Here is a 24,334-nt window from a genome sequence, read left to right on the forward strand (position 1 = left end):
AAAAACTTTGAATTGTTCATAATGAAAAAAATATACTACCTCAGCTCCTGTAATACTTGTATGAGAATTATTGATGAATTAAAAATTAATGACGAATTTATTCTTCAGGATATTAAATCAGAAAGTATTACAAAATCACAATTAGAAGAAATGAGAGGTTTAACTGATAGTTATGAGAGTCTTTTTAGTAAGCGTGCACGATTATATAAAGAGTTAGGGTTAAAAGAAAAAAATCTTACTGAAGATGATTTCAAAAAATTCATTTTAGAACATTATACATTTCTTAAACGTCCTGTTACGATAATTAATGACCAAATCTTCATCGGTAATTCAAAAAAAGTAGTTGAAGCTACTAAAAAAGCAATACATGAGTAGCAGAGGCTTTGCAATTTTTGCACTGTTTATGGTGCAATTGTTATACGGCCTTAATTACACAATTGCCAAATTGGTTATGAATGGCAATTTTATAAAACCATTTGGTTTTGTTTTACTCAGAGTTGCGGGCGCTACATTGTTGTTTTGGTTAGTAAGTCTTGTTGTTCCTCAAGAAAAAATAGAGAGAAAAGATTTCTTCAAACTTTTTATTGCAGCTTTATTCGGTGTAGTAATAAATATGCTTTTCTTTTTTAAAGGTTTAGAATTTACATCTCCTATACATGCTTCTGCAATAATGACAATTACACCAATAATCATACTTGTTTTATCGGCTTATGTATTAGGTGAAAAAATAACATCTCTTAAAATTGCAGGAGTAGTAATAGGGTTAATCGGCGCTTTAATATTAACTATTTACGGAAAATCTGCTAGAGCAGGTGATAATGTCCCTTTAGGTAACTTATTAATATTTTTAAACGCTATTTCCTATAGTATCTATGTTATTTTAATTAAAAAATTAACGGCTAAATACCATCCATTCTCCTTTATTAAATGGTTGTTTTTGTTTGGGTTAATTATACTTATTCCTTTTGGATATAAAGAATTAACTGAAGTGCAATGGGAAACTTTTACCCCAAATATTACATATTCTGTTCTTTTTGTAATAATAGGAGCAACTTTTGGAACTTATCTCCTAAATCCTTTGGCACTGAATAAATTAAAAGCATCTACAGTTGGTATATTTATTTATCTTCAACCTGTTATTGCCGGTCTTTTTGCACTATACATTGGTGCAGACTTTATTGATTTACTGAAAATATCGGCTATGGTATTAATATTTACAGGGGTTTACTTAGTTACGAAAAAACTCAAAAAAGCAACTTAAATTGGTGCTAGATTCAAAAATATTTAAGTCTATAAACGAAATACCCAATTCCTATTGGGACAGTTTAGACTGTTGTACCAATATTTATTATTCACCTGAATTTTTAAGTGCTTTTGAATTATCTAATCCAGATATTGAATTTAACTACATCTTTATTCTAAAGGATAATGAAGCTGTTGCTTTTGCCAATACACAAATAGTAACTATAGGCATTGAAACCATTACAAAAAACATAAGAATGTCCTCGACTCTGAGGCGAATTATCAATAATCTATTTTGCAACAGTCATTTGCGTGTTCTTTTTTGCGGCAATGTTTTTCTTAGTGGCGAGTATGGTACATTTTTAAAAAAAGGAGAAGATAAGATTGAGACTTTTAAGGCCATTGCCAATGGCGTAAAAAAATTTTATAAAAATTCTAAGCGTCTGCATACAATTTTTATCAAAGATTTTGAGAATGAATCACTCTATATAACGGATCATTTAAAATCATACGATTATGCTTCAATGCAGGTAGAATCTAATATGATAATCTATCTAAAACCTGAATGGGATTCCTTTGAAACTTACAAAAACGCTCTAAAATCCAAGTATAGAGTTAAAGCTAACAGAGCAGATAAGAAAAGTGAGGCATTAGAAGTAAAAATGTTTACCGTAGAGGATATAAACAAATACAAATCCGAGCTCCAAGCCTTGTACCAAAATACAATTGACAATGCAGATTTTAATGCTCAGATTTTAAATCTAGACACTTATATTCACCTTAAATCAACCTTTAAAGACAAGTTTATTGTAAGAGGATATTTTCTTGATAGTAAGTTGGTTGGTTTTCTCTCAGCAATGCAAAATCAAACGCATTTAGATGCTCATTTTATAGGTATAGATTATTCTAAAAACAAAGAGTTTGCCATTTACCCTCGTATATTAAATGATTATGTTAGGCTAGGGATTTCAACAAAATCAGATCAAATAAACCTAGGGAGAACGGCTTCAGAAATAAAAAGTACATTAGGAGCGATTCCAAAAAGTTTAACCTGTTATTGTAGGCACAAATGGTACTTGCCAAATCAAATACTAAAGCCGTTTATAAAAAACGTTCAGATAAAGTCTTTTAAACAACATCAACCGTTTAAATAAATCAGTTCAGCTCTATATTTCTGGGTCTAATCCCGTATTTGCGCGTATCTTCCTTTGTTAGGGTTTTGAAGCTATTAGACTTTGGAAACTTTTGTGCCAAGGAAAGTAATTCTTCAGGTAATTGAGTTAGTTTTCGAGTTTTTAAATCTATCCAAGCACCTTGCATTTCACAATATGCTAAATTTTCACCCTTCTCATTATAAAAATTGTGTTCAAATTTAAACAGCATACCATCATCACTTAAACCTGAAACCTCAATTGTTACTGTTATTGGAGCTCCTAGGAATGATTCCTTAAAATAATACATGTGTTCATAAAATACCACAGGGCCAACATTGAATTTTCTAATTTCATTCATTGAAAACCCTTGTTTATTAAAAAAAGCCATTCGTGCATGACTCATAAAATTGGTATATGCAGAATTGGCCAAATGACCATTTGCATCAACATCGCTCCACCTAATTTCAAACTCCTTTTTATACATTGATATCTCTAATTTTAAGATTGCAAAGTTATAAAAGTCTGTATGTACATCCTGTTGATTTAATGTCTATTTTAAAAGTTTTGAAACCATTCTATTTTGTACCTTAGCGCAACTTTAATTTTATCTTATTAATGATACAATCCATGACTGGTTATGGGAAAACTGTATTACAGCTTCCGACCAAAAAAATATCTATAGAATTAAAATCTTTAAATAGTAAAAACTTGGATGTTAATGCTCGTATGCCATCTGCTTATAGGGCGAAGGAATTGGATATCAGAAAACTTATTGCCAAACATCTTGTTCGAGGGAAAGTAGATTTTTCGCTTTATGTTGAAATAACCGGTGAGGATACAACTTCCAAAATAAATAAAACTGTTGTACAAGAATATATTAAACAACTTAAAGAAGTTGTTGATGGTGATACAACTGAATTATTAAAAATGGCCGTTAGATTGCCCGATGCCGTTACAACTGAACGTGATGACATTGATGAGGAAGAGTGGTCATCTATTGAAGATGGTATTAATGAAGCCGTAACCAAAATAGTGAGTTACAGAAAGGATGAAGGGGCTATATTAAAAGCAGATTTTACCAACAGAATTTCAACGCTTAGAGATCTTCTTAATCAGGTTATACAAATGGATCCTGATCGTATTGATGGAGTAAGGGCAAGATTAGAAAAAGGCATTGCTGACATAAAAGAAAAGGTAGACGAGAATCGTTTTGAGCAAGAGCTAGTTTACTATATTGAAAAATTTGATATCACTGAAGAAAAAGTGAGGTTAGACAATCATTTAGATTATTTTATAAAAGCTTTAAATTCAGATGATTCAAATGGTAAAAAACTTGGTTTTATAACTCAGGAAATTGGACGAGAAATAAATACCATTGGCTCAAAATCTAATTATGCACCAATGCAAAAACTTGTGGTGCAAATGAAAGACGAGTTGGAAAAAATAAAGGAACAATTATTGAATGTACTTTAACCAAAAGAAATAATTGTGGCAGATAAAGTAAAACAAGGTAAATTAATTGTATTCTCAGCACCATCAGGATCTGGCAAAACAACAATTGTTAGACATTTATTGAAACAACCTGAGTTAAATCTAGAATTTTCTATCTCTGCAACATCTCGAGAAAAACGAAGTAACGAAGTAAACGGAAAAGATTATTATTACCTCTCCTTAAAAGAGTTTAAAAACAAAATTAAAAATGACGAATTCTTAGAGTGGGAAGAAGTTTACAGAGATAATTTTTATGGTACATTAAAAGAAGAAGTAGAACGAATTTGGGCCAAAGGGAAGCATGTGATTTTTGATATTGATGTCTCTGGTGGCTTAAGAATAAAACGTAAATTCCCTGAGCAAACACTAGCAGTATTTGTTAAACCACCAGATTTAAATGAACTGGTAAGACGATTAAAAGATCGCGGTGAAGAAAGTCCTGAAAAAATAAGTATGCGAGTTGCAAAAGCACCTGCTGAACTCGCCACTGCACCTCTTTTTGATACAATTGTGGTCAATTCTAACTTAGAAGAGGCATTAGAAAATGCATATAATAAAGTTTCAGAATTTTTAGATCAATAAAAATGAAGATTGGATTATACTTTGGTACGTTTAACCCAATACACGTTGGGCATTTAATTATAGCTAATTATTTAGTAGAACATAGTGATTTGGATCAGGTTTGGTTTGTTGTCACTCCTCAAAGCCCATTTAAGAAGAAGAGCAGTTTATTAGATGACCATCAGCGCTTGGAGATGGTATATTTGGCAACTAAAGATTATGATAAACTGCGCCCTAGCGATATTGAATTTGGTTTAAAACAACCTAATTATACAATTGATACCTTGACATATTTGTTTGAAAAATTTCCACAACATGAATTTTCATTAATTATGGGTGAAGACAATCTTAAAAGTTTTCATAAATGGAAGAATTACGAACAAATTCTTGAAAATCACAATATTTTAATTTACCCAAGACTCTCCTCAGGTAATATTGAAAACCGATTTCAAGATCATCCAAAAATTTTTAACATTTCTGCTCCAATAATGGAACTGTCTTCTACGTTTATAAGGAGAAATGTTAAGGCTGGGAATAACGTCAGGCCAATGCTCCCCGATAAAGTGTGGCATTATATAGACGAAATGAATTTTTATAAATAATTCTTTGTTAAAATTCGATTAAATTTCAATTTGTTCTCCGTATTAATTATTTTTATTAAGTAAAATCTGAAAAGAAAATATGATATTATCCATAACTATTTTATCTATACTTTCTGCCTTTATTCTCAATAAAACAAGAAGCATTTCTATAAGAAACAACTTAAATGCTAGAAGTGAGAAAAGGTTAATTATATCAAGTGTCTTAATTATTATATTTTTAATAACTAACATAACTCTTCCCTACCCTAAATCATTGTATTGGTTTATTGGTTTAAGTGTAATATTTACAGTTTCTGTTTTATCATTTGATACTTTAAAACCAGAATATAAAAGGTTTAAGACATTAGAATTTAAAGATAAGATTGTGAATGTTCTATTCTACAGTCTTTTATTTGCTGTGACAAATATCTATCTCTAAAAGTTAAAAGTAATACCTGTAATTTTTTCTTGTTATGCATTCTTAAGAATTTATAAATTCGGTATTGCTATTAAAAATAAAAAGGACAACCATATGAAAGTTGTCCTTTTTAAATTTTTATCAATCAAGTATTTTATCTTACTCCTCCATCATCGTCTGGTGTATCAATATCAACAACATCACAAGAGGTCTTAGATGCCTCTATGTACATGGCCCAGTTATTTCCTTCAAAATCTTTAACAGTAAACTCATCAGATTGAGAATTTGAGTTAGCATATTGCCCACCAATTTGACCAGCCCATGCCGTTTCTCCTCCATTTGGGCCACTTACCTCTGCATGTGCAGCAAAACAATAAATATCTGTGTATTCAGGCAGAGCTTCTAAATCCACAAAATAAACCACTTCTTTAATGCTCTCTGTATGTGGTTCTGTATGCTCAAAGCGACCAATTTTAGGATTTCCTGAACCGGTTTGTGGTGCCCATTGTTCATTACAATCACCAATGCTCATATGGGTTAAATCTAAATCCCAATCCTCGTTTGTACTATATGTTAAAATTAAATGTGTTTCATTTCTATCAATTGTTACTGAACCAACTACTTCATTTTGTCCTGCAATCAAATCTACAGTAATACATGGATCATCTAATGATGATCTTTTAGCAATGACATTCTTTTTCTTAGATTCTTTTATAATAAAATATTTTTGAACATTTGCTGAATAGTCTAATTCACTTTTTTCACAAGAATAAAAAAGTAAAGCGAACAGACAAATAAAGAATAAGGTAGATTTAGGTTTCATAATCCAGTAAATTTTGGGGTTAGTAATAATCAAGTTTAATAAAAATTTCGATTAATTACTAATTTAATCGTTAAAATGTATTTTATTTTAACATATTAAAAGTGATAGAATGCGTCTAGTAGATGTTCTATTTTAAAAGATTGTTCTTCCTTTACTATTGCAATAATATCAAACCTTACTTCTAGGTCTAAATTATTCTCAGTTACATATTCGTTAACCGCTTTTACCAAATTTTTAATCTGTTTTGGCTTAACAAAATCCTGTGGATTGCCAAAATCAATATTGGTTCTAGTTTTAACTTCAATAATTGATAAAATTTCTTGTTTTTGTGCAATAATATCTACTTCTGCTTTATCAAACCGATAATTGCGATCTAAGATGTCATAGCCATTTTTAATTAAAAAATCTACCGCTAATTGTTCACCCTTCTTACCTAGTTCATTGTGTTGTGCCACTAACTATTCAATTGATTATTTTAATTAAAGGTAATTCTTGCTCCGTTTTTATTAACCCTTAAATTTATCCTTCTCCCCAATATTAAAGCTCTGTTATCTTTTTCGTGGCCTGCCGGCATCCCAAATGCAATTGGGAAACTGTATTCAGATAAGGCGTCAAGGATTAACTGTTCAATGGATGTTCCCCAAAGCGTAGTGTTTTTTCTCAGTTTTGACATATCACCAACTATAATGCCCTTACAGTTGTCAAAATATCCAGCTCTTTTGAGGCTTTGAAGCATTCTATCAATATGGTATTTATACTCACCTATTTCTTCAATAAATAGAATTTTATTTGATGTGTCAATACTTGTATCAGATCCCAACATAGTGTGTAACATTGTTAGATTGCCACCAATTAACTGTCCAGTAGCATCTCCTTCTCTATTATATTCTGATCCCTTGAGAGTGTAATTAGTTGGATTTCCAAATATTGCAGACTTAAAAGTTTCAACAGAATCCTGTATTTCACTTAAATCCTTAGTTAAACTTACACACATCAATGCATGTAAAGATTCCACACCTTCGTTGTGTAATTGATTGTGCAATGCTGTAATGTCACTGTAACCAATAATCCATTTTGGGTGTTCTTTAAATTTTGAATAATCTAACCTATCTAATATTCTTACAGTACCATAACCTCCACGTGCGCACCAAATCGCACTAATACTCGAGTCATCTAGTGCGTTTTGAAAATCCTCACAACGTTCTTCGTCCGTACCAGCAAAATGATCTGCCTTATTAAATACATTATCACCTAATTTTGCATTAAGTCCCCAATCATTCAATAGTGCTATAGCTTGTTGTATTTCCCCTTCACGACTTTTTAAAATTCCAGAAGGAGCAACAATTGCAACCGTATCACCAGCTTTAAGATATGGTGGTCGTATTAATTGTGATGTCATTCTAGTAAAATTTTCGGTATCATCTTGTGCATATAAGCGATCTGAATGAAAAATAATTGCACCAATTATTAAGTAAACAAATAGGTGTCTCAAACTCATAAAACTGGCTTTTTGTAAATTTACATTTTTTTTCTAAATCCCTTATATATTACGTACTTTTGTGGCTTGCTAAAGCTAAAAATAATGCCTAAAAGATATACCATAACAGCAGCATTACCATATACAAATGGTCCTATTCATATTGGCCATTTAGCAGGTGTTTATGTACCTGCAGATATATACTCAAGATACTTAAGATTAACAGGTAATGATGTTGCCTTTATATGTGGTAGTGATGAGCATGGTGTCCCAATTACAATAAAAGCTAAGAAAGAAGGTGTTTCTCCTCAAGATATTGTAGATAAATACCACGCAATAATTAAGCAGTCATTTGAAGATTTTGGAATATCATTCGATAACTATTCACGCACATCTGCAAAAATTCATCATGAAACTGCTTCAGAATTCTTTAAATCCTTATATGATAAAAATGAGTTTGTCGAAGAGGTTTCTGAGCAATTATACGATGCCGAAGCAAATCAGTTTTTGGCAGACCGTTTTGTGACTGGTACTTGCCCAAAGTGTGGTAATGAAGAAGCATATGGTGACCAATGTGAAAACTGCGGAACAAGTCTAAATGCAACAGACTTAATAAATCCAAAATCAGCAATAACGGGTAACGTACCAAGTTTAAAGGAAACAAAGCACTGGTTTCTTCCATTAAATAAACATGAAGAATTTCTGAAAGAATGGATTTTAAAAGGTCATAAAAAAGATTGGAAGCCCAATGTCTATGGCCAGGTGAAATCATGGATTGATGATGGTCTAAGACCAAGAGCTGTTACAAGAGATTTAGATTGGGGAATTCCTGTCCCAGTTGAGGGTGGCGAAGGTAAAGTGCTTTATGTCTGGTTTGATGCTCCAATTGGTTATATATCCTCAACAAAAGAGTGGGCTCAACGCATGGGGAAAAACTGGGAAGATTATTGGAAAGATGAGAATACAGAATTATATCATTTCATAGGTAAAGACAACATTGTTTTTCACTGTATTATTTTTCCATCGATGTTAAAAGCAGAAGGTTCTTATATATTGCCAAAAAATGTGCCTGCTAATGAGTTTTTAAATTTAGAAGGCAACAAGCTTTCCACTTCAAAAAACTGGGCAGTTTGGCTACCAGATTATTTAAAGGAATTTCCAAATCAACAGGACGTACTGCGATATGCATTAACTGCTAATGCACCTGAAACAAAAGATAACGACTTTACTTGGAAAGATTTTCAAGCGAGGAACAATAATGAGCTTGTTGCCATCTTTGGTAATTTTATAAACCGTGTTGTTGTATTAACCAATAAATATTATAACGGTATAATACCAGAACCATCAGAATTTAAGGATATTGACAAAGAGACTTTAACAACCTTAAAAGCATATCCGTCAGTTATATCTAGTTCAATAGAGCGCTTTAGGTTTAGAGAAGGAAGTCAAGAATTAATGAACCTTGCTCGTTTAGGCAACAAGTATTTAGCTGATGAAGAACCATGGAAAACAATAAAAACGGATGAAGCACGAACCAAAACAGTTATGTATGTTGCATTACAGATTGCATCAGCCTTAGCAGTTTTATGTGAACCATTCTTACCATTTACATCTAACAAATTAAAAGGAATTTTAAAATCTCATACCAATAACTGGAGCTCTATTTCTAAAGAAGATATCCTATTGCCGTCAGGACATTTAATTCAAACAGGCAAACCTGAACTTCTGTTTTCTAAAATTGAGGATGATGAAATTCAAAATCAATTAGATAAGCTAGAGGCCAATAGAAAGGCAAATGAAAATGCTAATCAATCTATTGAGCCACAAAAAGAAGAAATAACCTTTGATGATTTCACAAAATTAGATCTAAGGGTTGGTACAATTCTAGAAGCAGAAAAAATGCCTAAAACCAAAAAACTCTTAGTGCTTAAGGTTGATACAGGAATTGACACCCGAACTATAGTTTCCGGTATTGCTGAAAGTTTTAAGCCAGAAGAAGTAATAGGAAAGCGTGTCACTGTTTTAGTGAATTTAGCGCCAAGAAAATTAAGAGGCGTAGAAAGTCAAGGAATGATATTAATGACTGAAGATGAAACCGGAAATCTAGTTTTTGTTAACCCTGATTTGGGTGAGGTTTCCAACGGCCTAAAAATCAGTTAATAGCTTTACTATTAAAGGCTTATGTTCAATTTGTTTTTGCTTAAAATGGAGTTAAAGTAAGTATTTACTGGTGTGGTTTTTGATATCTTTAACAAGAAAATTCAATTGCTATGATTAAATCTACTCTAACCTCACTTTCATCCTTTCTAATACTATTTCTAGTTACTTTTTTTAGTTTTTCTCAAAATACCAATGATATTTTTGAAACCTATGAAGAGTATGTTGATACACCTCGAGAAGTGGTATACCTTCACCTAAATAAATCAACGTACATCAAGGGAGAGAACATTGGCTTTACGGCTTATGTTTTGGACAAAAAGGAAAAAACACCATCATTAATAACAACAAATCTCTATGTAAGTGTATCAGATAAAAACAATAAGGTGATTAAGCAACAACTAGTAAGAGTTGCTAATGGTATTGCCTCAAACGTAATTCAGATAGATTCACTTTTTACTTCAGGCATATATAACGTAAAAGCCTACACCAATTATATGCGTAATTTTAACGAAACTAATTTCTTTACTGAAGCAATTAAAGTCATTGATCCAGATGTTGAGCCATATATTGAAAAGCCATTAGTTAAAAATTCTATTGATGCACAATTCCTTCCTGAAAGCGGTCATCTATTACATGGTATTGTAAATAATATTGGTGTGGTAATTAAGGATAGTCAAGGTTTTGGTCTTGCCAATGTTAGTGGTGAAGTATTAGATAATAATAATAAGGTTCTTACAACTTTTAAAACGAACAGTGTAGGTATCGGTAAATTTCCTTTACTAGCCAATATCAGCAGTACCTACTGGGTTAAAATTAACTATGGCAATGAAAATTTCAGTTTCCCATTAGGTCATATTGTTGAAAAAAATGGTGTGGTTCTATCTGTTAAACGCCTTAAATCAAAACTATTCGCTTCAGTAGTAACCAATGAAGAAACACTAGACCAATTAAAAAACAATCGATATACTTTAATGCTTCATAATGGTAAGGATTATGAAATAATGGATATATATTTTAATGATGCAACGGTAATTAACAAAGCCATTGAGTATGCCAATATTCCTTCAGGAACTAATATTTTAACTCTTTTTGATGAAAACGAAAAACCAGTTGCTGAGCGACTTTTCTTTAATTATGAAGGAATTAATATAGTTGACACGAACAAGATCTCTGCAACTAAAAATGCTGATTCCATAACAATAAATCTAAATTTTAGAGGTGTTAGTTCTGAGTCGTATAACAATGTTAGTGTTTCTGTGCTACCTCAAGATACAAGATCATACAATAGACATAATAATATATTATCTCAGGTGTTTTTACAGCCATATGTTAAAGGACCTATTGAATACGGTAAATTTTATTTTGAAAATATTGATGAAAAAAAACGATATGAACTTGATAATTTACTTTTAACTCAAGGCTGGAGCAGTTACGACTGGAACAATTTATTCGTCCCTGAGAAATTGCCATATCCATTTGAGCAAGGCATATCCGTTATAGCTAACGTAAACAATAAAGACCATATAGAAGATACTTTTGTCTTACACCATTTTAAAGACAGTCAACCAAGATACAAGCAGGTTTCTGATGGTGATAATAGCCTAATTTTCGAAAATTTATTTCCTAACGAAACCAACAGGATTTTTATTTCAAGAATAAAGAATGAAGAGGATTTAGCACCTGCACAACTCTATTTACAACCAATACCGAATTCTATCCCAGAATTAAGAACAAACTTTAATCCACTACAGCCAAAGTTCAATTACGACATTAGTCAACGATTAAAGGTAACTGCGCCTTTAAAACAAAAGTTAGATGGCATCCAAGAACTTGATGAAATTGTGGTGAATTCAACACGTGATAAAAAACAATTAAAAACCCAAAAACTGAACAATCATGGTTTTGGAACCACTAAAGTTTTAACACAAATGGATCGTCTTACCTATACTTCGTTAGACCAATATTTGGCATTTAATAGGGTATACAAGGGAATAGATCCTGTTACAAACGAACCAGCTTATTTTAGTTCTAGGGCAAGTCGTGGCCCTATGACAATATTTTTAGATGATATTCCTTTAGTAGGTGTAGATATTATTTCTACTTATACAATGGCAGACGTGGATTACATATATATAAATCTTGGTGGACTTGGGGAAGGATTCAGAGGTTTAAATGGTGTAGTTAGAATTTACTCTTCACAGAACAGCTTTTTTGATTCAAGAGGAAATAAGACTGCAGAGGAATTTGATTTACCACTGAAATTTAGTGCCAAGAAAAAGTTCTATGTCCCTAAATATAATTCTTACTACGGAGATTTTTATACAGGATACGGTACCATAGATTGGAAGCCAGAGCTTAAAATTAATGGCAATGGTACATTAAGCATTAAAATGGAAGAACCAACTGTTCCAGTGACATTGTTTATTGAGGGCATGGTTGAGGATGGAACTTTTATTTTTGATAAAAAATCAATCTCAATAAACTAGTTAAGTAGCCTTTATAATAGACAATGCTTAAAATAGCATATCACCCAATATATAAACATCCATTGCCAGAAGGACATCGTTTTCCTATGGAAAAATACGATTTACTTCCACAGCAATTGCTCCATGAAGGCACATGTATAAAGGATAATTTTTTTGAACCTTCAAAACCCAATGACAAGTATATTCTTGCTGTACATGAACCAGAATATTACTACGATTTGGTCAATATAACATTAGACCAACGTGCAGCAAGAAAAATTGGTTTTCCTCTAAGTGAAGTCTTAGTTGAACGTGAAGTTACAATAGCAGATGGCACCATTAAAGCAAGCCTACATGCATTAGAAAATGGAATTGCTATGAATATTGCAGGTGGTACGCATCATGCATATACAAACAGAGGTGAAGCTTTTTGTTTACTGAATGATCAAGCTATTGGTACGAGGTATTTGCAAACTAAAGGATTGGTAAAAAAAGTTCTGATTGTAGATTTAGATGTGCATCAAGGCAACGGCACTGCACAAATATTTCAAAATGATGGTTCGGTGTTTACCTTTTCAATGCACGGCCAAAGTAATTACCCATTTAAAAAAGAAACTAGTGACCTTGACATTGCATTAGAAAATAACACCAATGACACTACATATTTGAAAATACTAAAATCAACCCTACCCAAATTAATCCACCAGGAAAAGCCAGATTTCATATACTATTTATCTGGAGTAGATATCATTGCATCTGACAAACTAGGTAAATTAGGTCTCACTGTTGAAGGATGTAAGGAACGGGATCGGTATGTTTTAGAACAGTGTAAATTAAATGACATTCCCGTAATGTGCAGTATGGGTGGTGGATATTCACCGAATATTAAAACCATAGTAGATGCACATGCCAATACGTTTAGATTGGCCCAAGAAATCTTTTTTTAACTGAAACATAAATTAGATTAAATCTGAATTATAATAATTCATTTCAGAAGTGCTATTCTACTTTAAAATCAGCAATTAAGTGAGTATCTTTACAAAAAAGTAAATATCATGTTATCAAAATCAATAGAAACTGCCTTAAACAAGCAAATAAGAATAGAAGCCGAATCTTCTCAAGTATATTTAGCAATGGCTGTTTGGGCTGAAGTGAAAGGATTAGAAGGTATCTCAAATTTTATGTACGATCAGTCAGATGAAGAAAGAGAGCATATGTTAAAATTGATAAAATTTGTTAATGAAAGAGGTGGTCATGCACACATTTCTGAACTAAATGCGCCAGAGGTTACTTATAGCAGTTTTCAAGAAATGTTTGAATTGCTATTAAAGCATGAAATTTTTGTATCAGAAAGTATTAATGAACTGGTTCATATTTCATTACAAGAAAAAGATTATGCCACGCATAATTTCTTACAATGGTACGTCGCAGAACAGATAGAAGAAGAAGCTGTAGCGAGAACCATTTTAGATAAAGTAAACATGATTGGAGACGATAAGGGAGGGCTTTACCTGTTTGATAGAGATATACAGCAACTTACAGTAAACTCGGCCGCCCAAGATTTAAGTGGCGAAGCTTAAAGTGTTAAAATTTATTTAGAATAAATAAAAATAAGTATTTTTGTACCGTTAATCTTATACGATTTAATGGGCAAGAAAAAGAAAGATAAAAAGCTTAAAAAGGAACGTATTAAAGTTCTTCAAACTTCAGGCTTTGATTGCTTAGGCAACGTAAAATCCAAATGTTGCAAAAAGTATAAAAAAGCAGAGCATAAGCGATGTAAAAAGTGTCCTTGCTTTGATTTACTGAAAAAAGTTGCTTAAAACTTCTAAATTCTATTGTCAAGTCTTTAAACACTTGCGTTGTTAATTATTTTGCAAGAATTCCATCAGTTATGGAATTTTGCACTATTTTTAATGACCAAAAAATATTACACTATGACAAAAATTACCTTTAATTTTAAAAATCTGTTTGCCTGTTTTGTGATGGCTTCTACGCTTTTATTAGGAGCGCAAGATGAAACAACTGAGTTGCAAACATATACACCAAGTGAACCAATTTGTACACTTCCTCCAGGTGAATTTACAGGACTAATATCAATTCCTAGAGATCCCGTGACGGCCGCAAAAATGGATGCAGGTGGTACTCCGTGTGCAACTTTTGTAGTAAATTATAATGGTTTTACACCAGAAGCTCAGGCAGCATTTCAATATGCAGTAGATATTTGGGCTAACTCAATAGAATCTCCAGTTCCAATTAATTTGAGTGCGACATTTGCTTCGCTAGGGCCTGGTGTCTTAGGAAGTGCTGGAGCTGAAACTTATATTACTATTACTTCAGGTGCGCCAGGATCTCAACCAAACACCTTTTATCCTGCTGCCTTATGGGAAAAATTAGAAGGTGAAGATAGAAGCCAGTTTGGTGGAACAAACGATATTAGTGCCAATTTTAGTAGTGATACAAATTGGTATTATGGTACGGATGCAAATCCACCTGCAAATCAATTCGATTTTGTATCTGTAGTTTTACACGAACTTGGTCATGGACTCGGTTTTGCCGGTTTTGCAAATTGGGAAGGTGGTTTCCCTGAAGATGAGGGTTCAATTAGATTTAATGGTGCGGCAAGTATTTATGATGCCTTTATAGAAAATGGTTCTGGAGCAGCTATTTTAAGTTTTCCAGACCCTTCTGCAGCTTTGGCTGATGAATTAGTTGGCAATGATTTATACTGTAATGCACCAACTGCTATTCAACAATTAAATCAAGGTGGTACACTTCCTAGGGTTTTTGCTCCTACTTCATGGAATCCAGGGTCAAGTTATAGCCACTGGAATGATTCTACATTCCCTAATGGAGATGTAAACTCATTAATGACCTCTGCCATTGGTCCTGGTCAAGCAAATCATAATCCTGGTTTTATTACATTAGGATTCTTTCAAGATATGGGTTGGGGCATTTGTCCAGGAGCATTATCTGTGGATGATTTTACAGTTTCTAATGTTAATGTAAGTCCAAATCCATTTGTAGATGAAATCACTGTGACTTTAAATAAAGCCTATAGTGATTCCTTTGAGTTAAATCTAATAGACATTAACGGTAGATTAATTATGTCTCAAAAAAGTGATGCATCAAATGGTAGACTTACACTTTCAAACTTAAGTGATTTAGATGATGCACTTTATTTTGTGAAAATTACTAATTCATCTACAGGAAATAGTATTACTAAAAAAGTAGTAAAAAACTAAACTAGTTTTATATCATAGTAAAAGAGCAACCAAATTGGTTGCTCTTTTTATTTGTGATTAATTTAATTATTTGCCTAACATTAGTAGTTCATTGCATACCACTTCTGTTGTGTAACGTTTCATACCATCCTTGTCTTCCCAAGTTCTCGTAGTTAATTTACCTTCTATAGCTACTTCCTTTCCCTTAGTCACATACTTCTCAACTATTTGAGCGGTTTTACCCCAAGCTACTATATTATGCCATTGTGTATCTGTAACTTTTTCGCCTTGTGAATTTTTGTAACTTTCATTTGTAGCAATTGCAAACTTTGCTAATGTCTTACCTGATTCTAAATTGATGATTTCTGGATCGTTTCCTAAATTACCAATCAACTGTACTTTGTTTCTTAATGTGTTCATAATTCTAAATTTTAATGTTAAACAGTTAATACTATCGAGTTCTTATGTTTCGACAATGCAAAGATGAGACGGCTTCCAAATTTTATTCGGTATTTACTTGTTTAAAATCGTTTGTAAATGTTTGTAGTCGTTTGTAATCGGTTAGGAATTACCTATATTTGCAGTAAACAAAGGCTATATGCAAAAAAACTGTCCAGAGTGTGGAGATAAAATAATTGGAAGAATTGACAAAAAGTTTTGTAGTGATGGGTGTAGAAATGCCTATAACAACAGAATAAACAAAGATTCTAAAAACCTTATACGGAATACCAATAATAGACTAAGAAAAAATTATAGAATTTTAGAACAGCTCAACCCAGATAAAAAAACTAAAACCTCTAGAGCAAAACTTATAGAAAAGGGATTTGACTTTAACTATATAACAAGCTTATATAAAACAAAAGCCGGGACCATATACTATTTTGTATATGACCAAGGGTATTTACCTTTAGAAAATGATTATTTCGCCCTCGTGAAGCGTAGCGATTAAGAACGGTTTTTAACCGTACTATTCCAGTTTTCACCTTTTAGTTCTAGTGCAGCTTTTAGTATATCCTTCTGACTTATTTGTCCTATTAACTTACCATTCTCAACTATTGGAAATCGTCTTCTTTTTGAGTTTAGGAATTTATTTGCTGCATCAAAAACATCCATATTACCATCAATGGTCTCAACATTTGTAACCATGCGTTTTTCAACATTATCATGGTCGAGTGGCATATTATAATAACGGCTTTCGCTTAATTGTTTTAAACAGTCACCTTCAGAAATAATACCAACCAGTTCCTGTTTATTATTTACAACAGGTCCACCTGATATTTTATACTTAATTAGAGATTCTACAACTTCTTGTACAGATTGATCTGGTCTAAATGTAATTAAACTGGTCGTCATGTAATCTCTTACTTTTAACGCTACTGGTGCAGCAACATTTTGTTGCTTACGCGATCCTTGAAAACTTTTAATGCCCATAACCTCAAAATTTTAGAGTTACTTTTAAAGTTACAGAAAATTAATCATTCAGCAAAATTGCTCGGATAACCAACATTTTAAACCCTATTTTTGTTAAATTAATCTTCAGAAAACATTGATAAAACAAGTAAGTGTAATTGGTTGTGGTTGGTTGGGGTTCCCTCTCGGAATTGCTTTGGTTAACAAAGGAATTACAGTAAAAGGTTCTACAACTTCTAATGAGAAATTAAAACGGTTAAGGTCAAACAACATTTTCCCCTTTGCAATCAAACTAACTGAAGATAGAATATTGGGTGATATTAATAGCTTTCTTGAACATAGTGACTTACTTATCATAAATGTTCCACCAGGATTAAGAAAGCATCCAAATAAAAATCATATCGCCGAAATTTCTCAATTGATTGAATCAATAATTAAAAATCAAATCCAGAAAGTTATTTACATAGGCTCTACTTCAGTATTTAAAGATGAAAGTAACATACCTATTATTGGTTCTAATTTCAAGCCCAATAATTATGAAATCGCTAAACAACTCATAGAAATCGAAAATCTCTTAATGAGCAATAGTTATTTTAAAACTACCATAATAAGATTTGGAGGACTAATTGATGAAAATCGTCATCCAGGAAATTTCCTGTCAGGCAGATCTGGTGTTAAAAACCCCAAAGCACCAATTAACCTAATCCATAAAGAAGATTGTATTGATATCATTGCCCAAATAATTGAAAAGCAAATTTTTGATACAGTAATCAATGCAGTCTATCCAGCTCATCCCACAAGAAAATCCTATTACACCTCATATTCAAAAGACAACAATTTACCACCACCAAAGTTTGAAAATACAGCAACAAGCAAAGGAAAAATTGTAGAGAGTGAAAAACTGGTACAGCTTTTGAGCTACAAGTTTAAACATGCGCTATAGAAATTAATAGAATTTTAAGGTCATTTACCATTAATTTTTATAGTTTTAGCGCCTAAAATTAATTAATAATGAAACAGACTACAATTGCATTGATGTTATTATTTTCAATTAGCATTTTTGCACAAGGTAATGACGGATTAAAAGCTCACTACGAGACTTACTACAAACAAATGAAAAAGCAAGGTGATGTACAAGGTATAATTAGTGCCTTAACACACTTAAATGTATTAGAACCTAATGTTGCAAGGCAAGATACACTGGCTTATCTTTATCTTTCTGAAGGTAAATATGTCCAAGCCTTAAATACAATCGGTGTTGAAAAAAATGCGACGGATTCAGACATGAATGTCGAAGTAAAAGCTCTAGCACTAAAAAATCTTAATCAGCCAAAAATGGCTTTAGAGCATTATGAAGAGCTCTATAAAAGAGACCCAAATCCTTATTTAGCATATGATATGGCTGATATGAAAATTCAAATCAATGATCTTGCCGGTGCAAGAACAAACATTGAATACGGTTTGGCAAATTCTAAAGAAGATCAGAAAAGAGCATTTTACGAAACACAACAACCTTATGAGACTTCTTTAAAGGCTGCTTTTTTATGCCTAAAGGGACTATTATCTTTTACTGAAAATAAAACTGCAAATATAGATACGGCTTTAAAATTAATGAACGATGCCTTAGCTATCGACCCTAATTTTAACCTTGCTAAGGTGAGTAGACAAGCATTAGAATCTCAAAAAGCACAACTTGCTGCTGAGGCAAATAAAAACTAATTGCTATAAATTTATAGCATAAAAAAATGCGACCGGTTGGTCGCATTTTTTTGTTTGGTATTACCAAATTCTAACTCGTTCTTCAGGTGGGAGATACATCTTATCCCCTTCTTTAATATCAAATGCTTCATAGAAAGCATCTATGTTTTTAAGAGGCTGTACAGCTCTCACTTGTCCAGGTGAATGTGGATCTGTCATAATCTGATTTCTCAAAGCATCATCTCTTGTCAATGTTCTCCAAACCGTAGCCCAAGACATAAAGAAACGTTGCTCAGCAGTAAATCCATCAATATCATCTGGTCTTCCATTTTCTTCAAAGAATAATTGTAATCCATCATAGGCACCCAATACTCCACCAAGGTCTCCAATATTCTCTCCCAAAGTAAAAGGACCATTAATATATACGCTATCTAATACTTCAATAGCAGAGTATTGATCAGCTAATGCCTTACCTCTTTTTTCAAATTCAGCTAAATCTTCTGGTGTCCACCAGTTGTTTACATTTCCATCTGCATCAAAACGAGCACCAGAATCATCAAATGCATGAGAAATTTCATGACCTATTACAGCACCAATACCTCCATAATTTACAGCTTCATCTGCTGTATAGTTATAAAATGGCGGTTGTAAAATCGCTGCAGGGAATACAATTTCATTATTAATTGGATTGAAATACGCATTTACAGTTTGTGGTGACATTCCCCAACGTTTTTTATCTATTGGTTCATTGATTTCACTAAGGTTATCTTTTTGTTGCCACTCTAATACTGCCATCATATTTTCAGTATAAGAATTACCTTCTTTAATCTGCATTTCTGAATAATCTCTCCACTCATCTGGGTAAGCAATTTTTACTGTAAACTTATCAAGCTTTTCAATTGCTTTCTTTTTAGTCTCTGGTGTCATCCATTCTAACTTTTCAATTCTATTTTGAAACGCAGTAATAACATTAGCTATCATTTTTTCTGCTTTCTCCTTAGCTTCTGGTGGAAATTTAGCTTGTACATACAACTGACCAATAGCCTCACCTACTGTACCATCAACAGTACCTAGAGCACGCTCGTCGGCAGGTCTCATAGCTTTAGATCCATTTAAAGTTTTACCATAGAATTCCCAATTTACCTTTTCAATTTCAGGACTTAAATACCGTGCAGCATCATCTAAAGTTCTCCATGTTATTAAGGTTTTTATATCCTCAATAGATGTATTGTTTAAAAAGTCATTCATTGCAACCATATACTTCGGTTGCATTACCATTATGGTGTCTATTTGCTTTTCAATTCCCATATCATCAATCATCTTGGACCAATTGATGCTTGGAGCCATAGCTTGAAGTTCAGCTACAGTTCTTGGGTTATTCATGTTTCTAATATCTCTTCTTGCAACCTTATCTAACCTTGGCTCTGCCAATTGTGTTTCTAATTTCAAAATCAATTCAGACGCTGCTTTTGCATCTTCTTCAGTATAGTCTATATACTGCAACATTTTAGTGATATGCGCTTTGTATTGCTCTCTTATTTCCTTGTTCTTATCGTCTTGTTCAAGGTAATAATCACGTTGTAACCCAAGACCTCCAGGAGCCACCCAACACGTATTCATTGTACTGTTGTTTAAATCTGGTCCTGCGCCTAAGCCAGCAAAAGGTATTGAAACACCAAGGTTCGTCGCTGCTAATACTTGTAAGTCTTCAACAGAATTAACCCCTTTTATTGCTTCTAAATAAGGTTTTAAAGGTTTTACACCTGCCTCTGCCCTAGCAACAGTGTCTAATTCAGATTCAAATATCAATAGTGCTTTTTTCTGATCTGAACCTTCTTTGTAGGTTCCTAACTCTTTTGACGTATTAATAATTTCTAGTACGTCTGCTCTAGTAGATTTACGTAATACACCAAATCCTCCCCAACGAGATTCGTCATCTGGGATTGTGTTAGTTTTCATCCAGGTTCCATTAACGTAATTGTAAAAATCTTCTTTAGGACTAACTGAAGTGTCCATGTTTTCTAATACAATTCCTGGGATTTTTTCTGCCATTGCAGTGTCCTTGTTGGCCTCTTCCTTACATGCAACAATAGTAAAGAAAGCCAATACTGATATCGCTAGTACGCGACTTAGATTGGTATTCATAAATGTAGTTTTAATTAATTCGAATTAACTATAATTATTAATAAGACTTCTTTTGGCTGTAAATGTTACAAACTGCTAGGACTTTAACTTAATCTAAAAATTATCAGAAGTGATTTTATCGTAAAGATCCCGCTCTAATTTTTTATTGATCTGAAAATTTAAATTAGACATTGCCACAAAAACAGCTTTTAAACTTTGCGTTTTCTCCTCACCATCTATATTGTCTAAAGTTAAATTTGCATTAAGCCTTAATAAAGCTGTTTCTATTATTACCACACGCGAAACTATAGGGTTAGTCTGCAAATCTTCTGGGATTGTCGATTTAAATTTCTCGACAAAATCAATTAGTAATTGCGCTTCACTATCAAAAAAAGACAGATCCGCTTTCTTCAAATAACTTACTTGAATAGCAAGCTCCTGATATTTCTCCCAATTAGCAACAGCCTTTTCAGCCTCTTCGCTCAATACATAATCTGTGTATTCAAAACCGTCAATAGTTTTCTGTGTGATTTTCTCATCTTTCTTTTGCTCATCAATTGGTTCAGTAGTGGAATCGGTATCAGCAGATTCTCCACAACCTACCAATATAAACATGAAGAAATTTAAGTATAGAAAAACTGATTTCATATAGATTTTAAATGATTGTAAATATAATTAAACTATAATTTGCCTTTTATAGTATTAACAGAAAATAACAATTAACATATTCGTAATTATTGTCTCTTTTTTGACATTTAATTAATTATTAATGAAGTAATTCTTGTTATTTTTGACAATACTTAAATTTATACAATGTCTTCTAAAATTCTAATTATTGGTGCATGTGGGCAAATTGGTACCGAACTGACCACTAAATTGCGAGAAACTTATGGTACCAATAATGTTATTGCAAGTGATATTAATACCAGAAATTTAGATTTAGTAAACTCCGGACCTTTTGAAATTATTGATGCAAAAAACTTTAATGCCATTAAAGATTGCTGCAAAAATTATAATATAGACACCATCTATTTAATGGCCGCACTATTAAGTGCAACTGGAGAGAAATACCCAATGGAAGCTTGGGATCTAAATATGAATTCTCTTTTTCATGTTCTCAACCTAGCAAAAGGCGGAACCATAAAGAGGGTTTATTGGCCTAGTAGTATCGCTGTTTTTGGACCTACTACACCGCGTGAAAATACACCTCAACATACCATTTGCGAACCAACAACGGTCTATGGTATTACCAAACAAGTTGGTGAACGTTGGTGTGAATACTATCATAATAAATATGGTGTTGACGTACGCAGTTTACGTTATCCTGGTATAATTAGCTATAAGGCAATGCCAGGTGGTGGTACTACAGATTACGCAGTTGAAATTTATCATGATGCAATTATAAAAGGAAAATACGAGTGTTTTCTATCTGAAAATACGAGCTTACCAATGATGTTTATGGATGATGCCATTAAGGCAACTATAGATTTGATGGAAGCGCCTTCGGAAAATATATCCATAAGATCATCTTACAATTTATCAGCTCTTTCCTTTACACCAAATGATGTTTTTGAAAGTATTAAAGCGCATATGCCAAGTTTTAAGATAAATTATAAACCAGACTTCAGACAAGCTATTGCAGATAGTTGGCCATCTTCAATTGATGACAGAAAAGCTAGAGAAGATTGGAACTGGAAACATAGTTATGATTTAGATGCAATGACCGAAGTAATGCTAAAAGAGCTTCATAACAAATACAAAAATATCTAAACAAAAAAACCACTCAAATTGAGTGGTTTTTTTTGCTCCTCAGGTTGGGCTCGAACCAACGACCCTCTGATTAACAGTCAGATGCTCTAACCAACTGAGCTACTGAGGAAGGTTATCTTTTACAATAGCGAGCGCAAATATAAATTATTTTTTAATCTCTACAATATGAAATATTAATTTTTTGAGCTTACTCAACTAAATATTTTAGTTGGTTAAAGCTTTAAAAACATCATTTCCATTAGCAAATAATACTAGTGCGATTAAAATAAAGAATCCTACTATTTGTGCACGTTCTAAGAATTTCTCACTTGGCTTACGCCCAGATACCATTTCATATAATAAGAACATTACATGTCCACCATCTAAAGCAGGAATTGGCAATAGGTTTAATATAGCTAACATTATAGATAAAAAAGCGGTTAATCCCCAAAAATAAGGCCAGCTCCATACACTCGAGAATTGATCGTATATGGCTTTGAAGCCTCCAAGACCCTTATAGGCACCTGTTTTAGGATTAAATATTGCCGCTAATTGATCGCCATAGTTACTGATGGTCTTTGTGAATTTGTTCCAACCTGCTCCAAAACTTTCTCCAAATGAATAAGACTTTCTGGTTACTTCATAATAGCCTAAATCCTCAAATTTTGGATGAATTCTGAAGGGTCTCAAACCAAAGTTTCCATAATTATCCAATTCCAATTCTGTAGTTATTGTTTTATCATCTCTTAAAACCTCAGCAGTTACAGAGGTGTTTTTTAATCCTCCCAAAACACTATCCAACTGATCAAAATACTTTAATTTCTTCCCATTTATTGAAGTGATAATATCTTCTTCTTTAATGTCTTTATTTGCATTAGCAGAGCTGTCCGCTATTTGAGCTACCATAAATGGCACTCTATACTCAAACAAATCTTTACTTCCTGTAGATGAAAGTTGCCCTAAAAAATCTTCGGGTAAATCAATTGTTTTGGTTTCCTCTCCCCTTTTTACAGTAATTTGTTCTGCCTTAATGATATTAAGACCTATATCAGAATCATTAATTATTGGAGCGTCATTTATTGCAATAACCTTATCACCAGTTTTTAAACCTGCTTCTTCTAAAGCTGGATTCGCAATCCAATAACCGTCTTTAAGACTATCTACTTTAACTACAGAATCACCATATGCAAATGAAACAGCCACATATATAACGTAAGCCAAGATGAAATTTACAGTAACACCACCAAGCATTATTATAAGTCTCTGCCAAGCAGGTTTAGAACGGAATTCCCATGGTTGTGGCGGTTGCGCCATTTGTTCTTTATCCATGCTTTCATCAATCATTCCGGCAATTTTCACATAGCCACCAAGTGGTAACCAACCTATACCATAAACAGTTTCACCAATTTTCTTTTTAAAAAGAGAAAACTTAACATCGAAAAACAAATAGAACTTCTCCACCTTAGTTTTAAACAGCTTTGCTGGTATAAAATGCCCAAGCTCATGTAAAACAATAAGCAAAGATAAGCTGAGTAAAAATTGAGATATTTTAATTATAAATTCCATTTAGTCACTTTCAAATTTCGATTGACAAAAGTAATCTTTTCAATGCATTTAGAAAATAATTCTAAATTCAATCATTTCATTTTTAACAAGGATTTAGATTTATGTTAAAAATAGAGCTACAAATCTGTTAAAAATATCAAAGAAAACAACAATGAGTCGTACCTTTGCCAAATCAATAAATAAAGGCAATT

Annotated in this window: 25 protein-coding genes and 1 tRNA gene; 16 read left to right on the forward strand and 10 right to left on the reverse strand. The window is 32.7% G+C overall.

What is annotated here, in order from left to right; genetic code table 11:
* Positions 1–21: 21 nt before the first annotated feature.
* The 3 genes from LBV24_RS03425 to LBV24_RS03435 are packed head-to-tail and all read left to right on the forward strand — an operon-like array spanning position 22 to position 2,396.
* Positions 22–375, forward strand: coding sequence for an arsenate reductase family protein (locus LBV24_RS03425; RefSeq protein ID WP_224477197.1), 354 nt, complete (start codon positions 22–24; stop codon positions 373–375).
* Positions 368–1,261 (forward strand): DMT family transporter, encoded by an 894-nt coding sequence (locus LBV24_RS03430; RefSeq protein ID WP_224477198.1) that lies wholly within the window; start codon positions 368–370, stop codon positions 1,259–1,261. The genes LBV24_RS03425 and LBV24_RS03430 overlap by 8 nt, the downstream gene beginning before the upstream one ends.
* A gap of 4 nt (positions 1,262–1,265) precedes the next feature.
* A complete protein-coding gene (locus LBV24_RS03435; protein ID WP_224477199.1) occupies positions 1,266–2,396 on the forward strand; it encodes a peptidogalycan biosysnthesis protein in 1,131 nt (376 codons plus the stop codon).
* Position 2,397: 1 nt separating this feature from the next.
* On the opposite strand, the gene LBV24_RS03440 is transcribed toward LBV24_RS03435, so the two are convergent.
* On the reverse strand, positions 2,398–2,880 hold the full coding sequence (locus tag LBV24_RS03440) for an acyl-CoA thioesterase (protein ID WP_224477200.1): 483 nt from the start codon (positions 2,878–2,880) through the stop codon (positions 2,398–2,400).
* A gap of 131 nt (positions 2,881–3,011) precedes the next feature.
* Here LBV24_RS03440 and LBV24_RS03445 point away from each other — a divergent pair, with 131 nt between their 5' ends.
* The 4 genes from LBV24_RS03445 (at position 3,012) to LBV24_RS03460 (ending at position 5,468) form a co-directional block, all read left to right on the forward strand.
* Positions 3,012–3,869, forward strand: a complete 858-nt coding sequence (locus LBV24_RS03445; RefSeq protein ID WP_224477201.1) for a YicC/YloC family endoribonuclease — start codon at positions 3,012–3,014, stop codon at positions 3,867–3,869.
* 15 nt (positions 3,870–3,884) lie between these two features.
* Entirely contained in the window at positions 3,885–4,469 is a 585-nt protein-coding gene (gene gmk, locus LBV24_RS03450) for a guanylate kinase (RefSeq protein ID WP_224477202.1), read from the forward strand.
* Between the two features lie 2 nt (positions 4,470–4,471).
* Complete coding sequence (gene nadD, locus LBV24_RS03455; protein WP_224477203.1) at positions 4,472–5,050, forward strand: nicotinate (nicotinamide) nucleotide adenylyltransferase; 579 nt, start codon at positions 4,472–4,474, stop codon at positions 5,048–5,050.
* A 79-nt stretch (positions 5,051–5,129) separates the two neighbouring features.
* Complete coding sequence (locus LBV24_RS03460) at positions 5,130–5,468, forward strand: hypothetical protein (RefSeq protein WP_224477204.1); 339 nt, start codon at positions 5,130–5,132, stop codon at positions 5,466–5,468.
* 133 nt (positions 5,469–5,601) lie between these two features.
* Here the strand turns inward: LBV24_RS03460 and LBV24_RS03465 are convergent, their stop codons facing one another.
* The 3 genes from LBV24_RS03465 to LBV24_RS03475 form a co-directional block, all read right to left on the reverse strand.
* Positions 5,602–6,270 (reverse strand): hypothetical protein, encoded by a 669-nt coding sequence (locus LBV24_RS03465; RefSeq protein WP_224477205.1) that lies wholly within the window; start codon positions 6,268–6,270, stop codon positions 5,602–5,604.
* Positions 6,271–6,365: 95 nt separating this feature from the next.
* Positions 6,366–6,725 carry a YraN family protein gene (locus LBV24_RS03470; protein ID WP_224477206.1) on the reverse strand — a complete coding sequence of 120 codons (360 nt, stop codon included), beginning with the start codon at positions 6,723–6,725 and terminating at the stop codon, positions 6,366–6,368.
* 20 nt (positions 6,726–6,745) lie between these two features.
* Entirely contained in the window at positions 6,746–7,768 is a 1,023-nt protein-coding gene (locus tag LBV24_RS03475; protein WP_224477207.1) for a S66 peptidase family protein, read from the reverse strand.
* Between the two features lie 84 nt (positions 7,769–7,852).
* Between LBV24_RS03475 and metG the strand changes: the two genes are divergently transcribed.
* From metG to LBV24_RS03500, 5 genes are all read left to right on the forward strand, one after another.
* Complete coding sequence (gene metG / locus LBV24_RS03480) at positions 7,853–9,907, forward strand: methionine--tRNA ligase (protein ID WP_224477208.1); 2,055 nt, start codon at positions 7,853–7,855, stop codon at positions 9,905–9,907.
* Positions 9,908–10,017: 110 nt separating this feature from the next.
* Positions 10,018–12,393 carry a hypothetical protein gene (locus LBV24_RS03485; protein WP_224477209.1) on the forward strand — a complete coding sequence of 792 codons (2,376 nt, stop codon included), beginning with the start codon at positions 10,018–10,020 and terminating at the stop codon, positions 12,391–12,393.
* A gap of 23 nt (positions 12,394–12,416) precedes the next feature.
* On the forward strand, positions 12,417–13,319 hold the full coding sequence (locus LBV24_RS03490; RefSeq protein WP_224477210.1) for a histone deacetylase family protein: 903 nt from the start codon (positions 12,417–12,419) through the stop codon (positions 13,317–13,319).
* A gap of 108 nt (positions 13,320–13,427) precedes the next feature.
* Entirely contained in the window at positions 13,428–13,952 is a 525-nt protein-coding gene (locus tag LBV24_RS03495) for a ferritin (protein ID WP_114302014.1), read from the forward strand.
* A 357-nt stretch (positions 13,953–14,309) separates the two neighbouring features.
* Positions 14,310–15,617 carry a T9SS type A sorting domain-containing protein gene (locus LBV24_RS03500; RefSeq protein WP_224477211.1) on the forward strand — a complete coding sequence of 436 codons (1,308 nt, stop codon included), beginning with the start codon at positions 14,310–14,312 and terminating at the stop codon, positions 15,615–15,617.
* A gap of 66 nt (positions 15,618–15,683) precedes the next feature.
* Here LBV24_RS03500 and LBV24_RS03505 read toward each other — a convergent pair whose 3' ends face one another.
* The gene (locus LBV24_RS03505) at positions 15,684–16,016 is read right to left on the reverse strand and encodes a single-stranded DNA-binding protein (protein ID WP_224477212.1); all 333 of its coding nucleotides are present in this window, start codon (positions 16,014–16,016) and stop codon (positions 15,684–15,686) included.
* A gap of 178 nt (positions 16,017–16,194) precedes the next feature.
* Here LBV24_RS03505 and LBV24_RS03510 point away from each other — a divergent pair, with 178 nt between their 5' ends.
* Complete coding sequence (locus tag LBV24_RS03510) at positions 16,195–16,545, forward strand: hypothetical protein (protein WP_224477213.1); 351 nt, start codon at positions 16,195–16,197, stop codon at positions 16,543–16,545.
* Here the strand turns inward: LBV24_RS03510 and LBV24_RS03515 are convergent.
* On the reverse strand, positions 16,542–17,027 hold the full coding sequence (locus LBV24_RS03515) for a CBS domain-containing protein (RefSeq protein WP_224477214.1): 486 nt from the start codon (positions 17,025–17,027) through the stop codon (positions 16,542–16,544). The two genes, LBV24_RS03510 and LBV24_RS03515, sit on opposite strands and share 4 nt — an antisense overlap.
* Positions 17,028–17,142: 115 nt before the next feature.
* Between LBV24_RS03515 and LBV24_RS03520 the strand changes: the two genes are divergently transcribed.
* Both LBV24_RS03520 and LBV24_RS03525 read left to right on the forward strand, forming a co-directional pair.
* Positions 17,143–17,949, forward strand: a complete 807-nt coding sequence (locus tag LBV24_RS03520) for a Rossmann-fold NAD(P)-binding domain-containing protein (RefSeq protein WP_224477215.1) — start codon at positions 17,143–17,145, stop codon at positions 17,947–17,949.
* A gap of 68 nt (positions 17,950–18,017) precedes the next feature.
* Positions 18,018–18,725, forward strand: coding sequence for a hypothetical protein (locus LBV24_RS03525; RefSeq protein WP_224477216.1), 708 nt, complete (start codon positions 18,018–18,020; stop codon positions 18,723–18,725).
* A 60-nt stretch (positions 18,726–18,785) separates the two neighbouring features.
* Here the strand turns inward: LBV24_RS03525 and LBV24_RS03530 are convergent, their stop codons facing one another.
* Positions 18,786–20,849 (reverse strand): M13 family metallopeptidase, encoded by a 2,064-nt coding sequence (locus tag LBV24_RS03530; protein WP_224477217.1) that lies wholly within the window; start codon positions 20,847–20,849, stop codon positions 18,786–18,788.
* A 93-nt stretch (positions 20,850–20,942) separates the two neighbouring features.
* The gene (locus LBV24_RS03535) at positions 20,943–21,476 is read right to left on the reverse strand and encodes a hypothetical protein (RefSeq protein ID WP_224477218.1); all 534 of its coding nucleotides are present in this window, start codon (positions 21,474–21,476) and stop codon (positions 20,943–20,945) included.
* A 165-nt stretch (positions 21,477–21,641) separates the two neighbouring features.
* On the opposite strand from LBV24_RS03535, the gene LBV24_RS03540 reads away from it, so the two are divergent.
* Positions 21,642–22,598 carry an NAD-dependent epimerase/dehydratase family protein gene (locus LBV24_RS03540; protein WP_224477219.1) on the forward strand — a complete coding sequence of 319 codons (957 nt, stop codon included), beginning with the start codon at positions 21,642–21,644 and terminating at the stop codon, positions 22,596–22,598.
* A gap of 35 nt (positions 22,599–22,633) precedes the next feature.
* Here LBV24_RS03540 and LBV24_RS03545 read toward each other — a convergent pair.
* Positions 22,634–22,707: transfer RNA gene (locus LBV24_RS03545), tRNA-Asn, on the reverse strand.
* Between the two features lie 95 nt (positions 22,708–22,802).
* Positions 22,803–24,143 carry an RIP metalloprotease RseP gene (gene rseP, locus LBV24_RS03550; RefSeq protein ID WP_224477220.1) on the reverse strand — a complete coding sequence of 447 codons (1,341 nt, stop codon included), beginning with the start codon at positions 24,141–24,143 and terminating at the stop codon, positions 22,803–22,805.
* Positions 24,144–24,334 lie beyond the last annotated feature (191 nt).

The organism is Winogradskyella vincentii (genome assembly GCF_020166345.1).
GTDB classification, from domain to species: Bacteria; Bacteroidota; Bacteroidia; order Flavobacteriales; family Flavobacteriaceae; genus Winogradskyella; species Winogradskyella vincentii.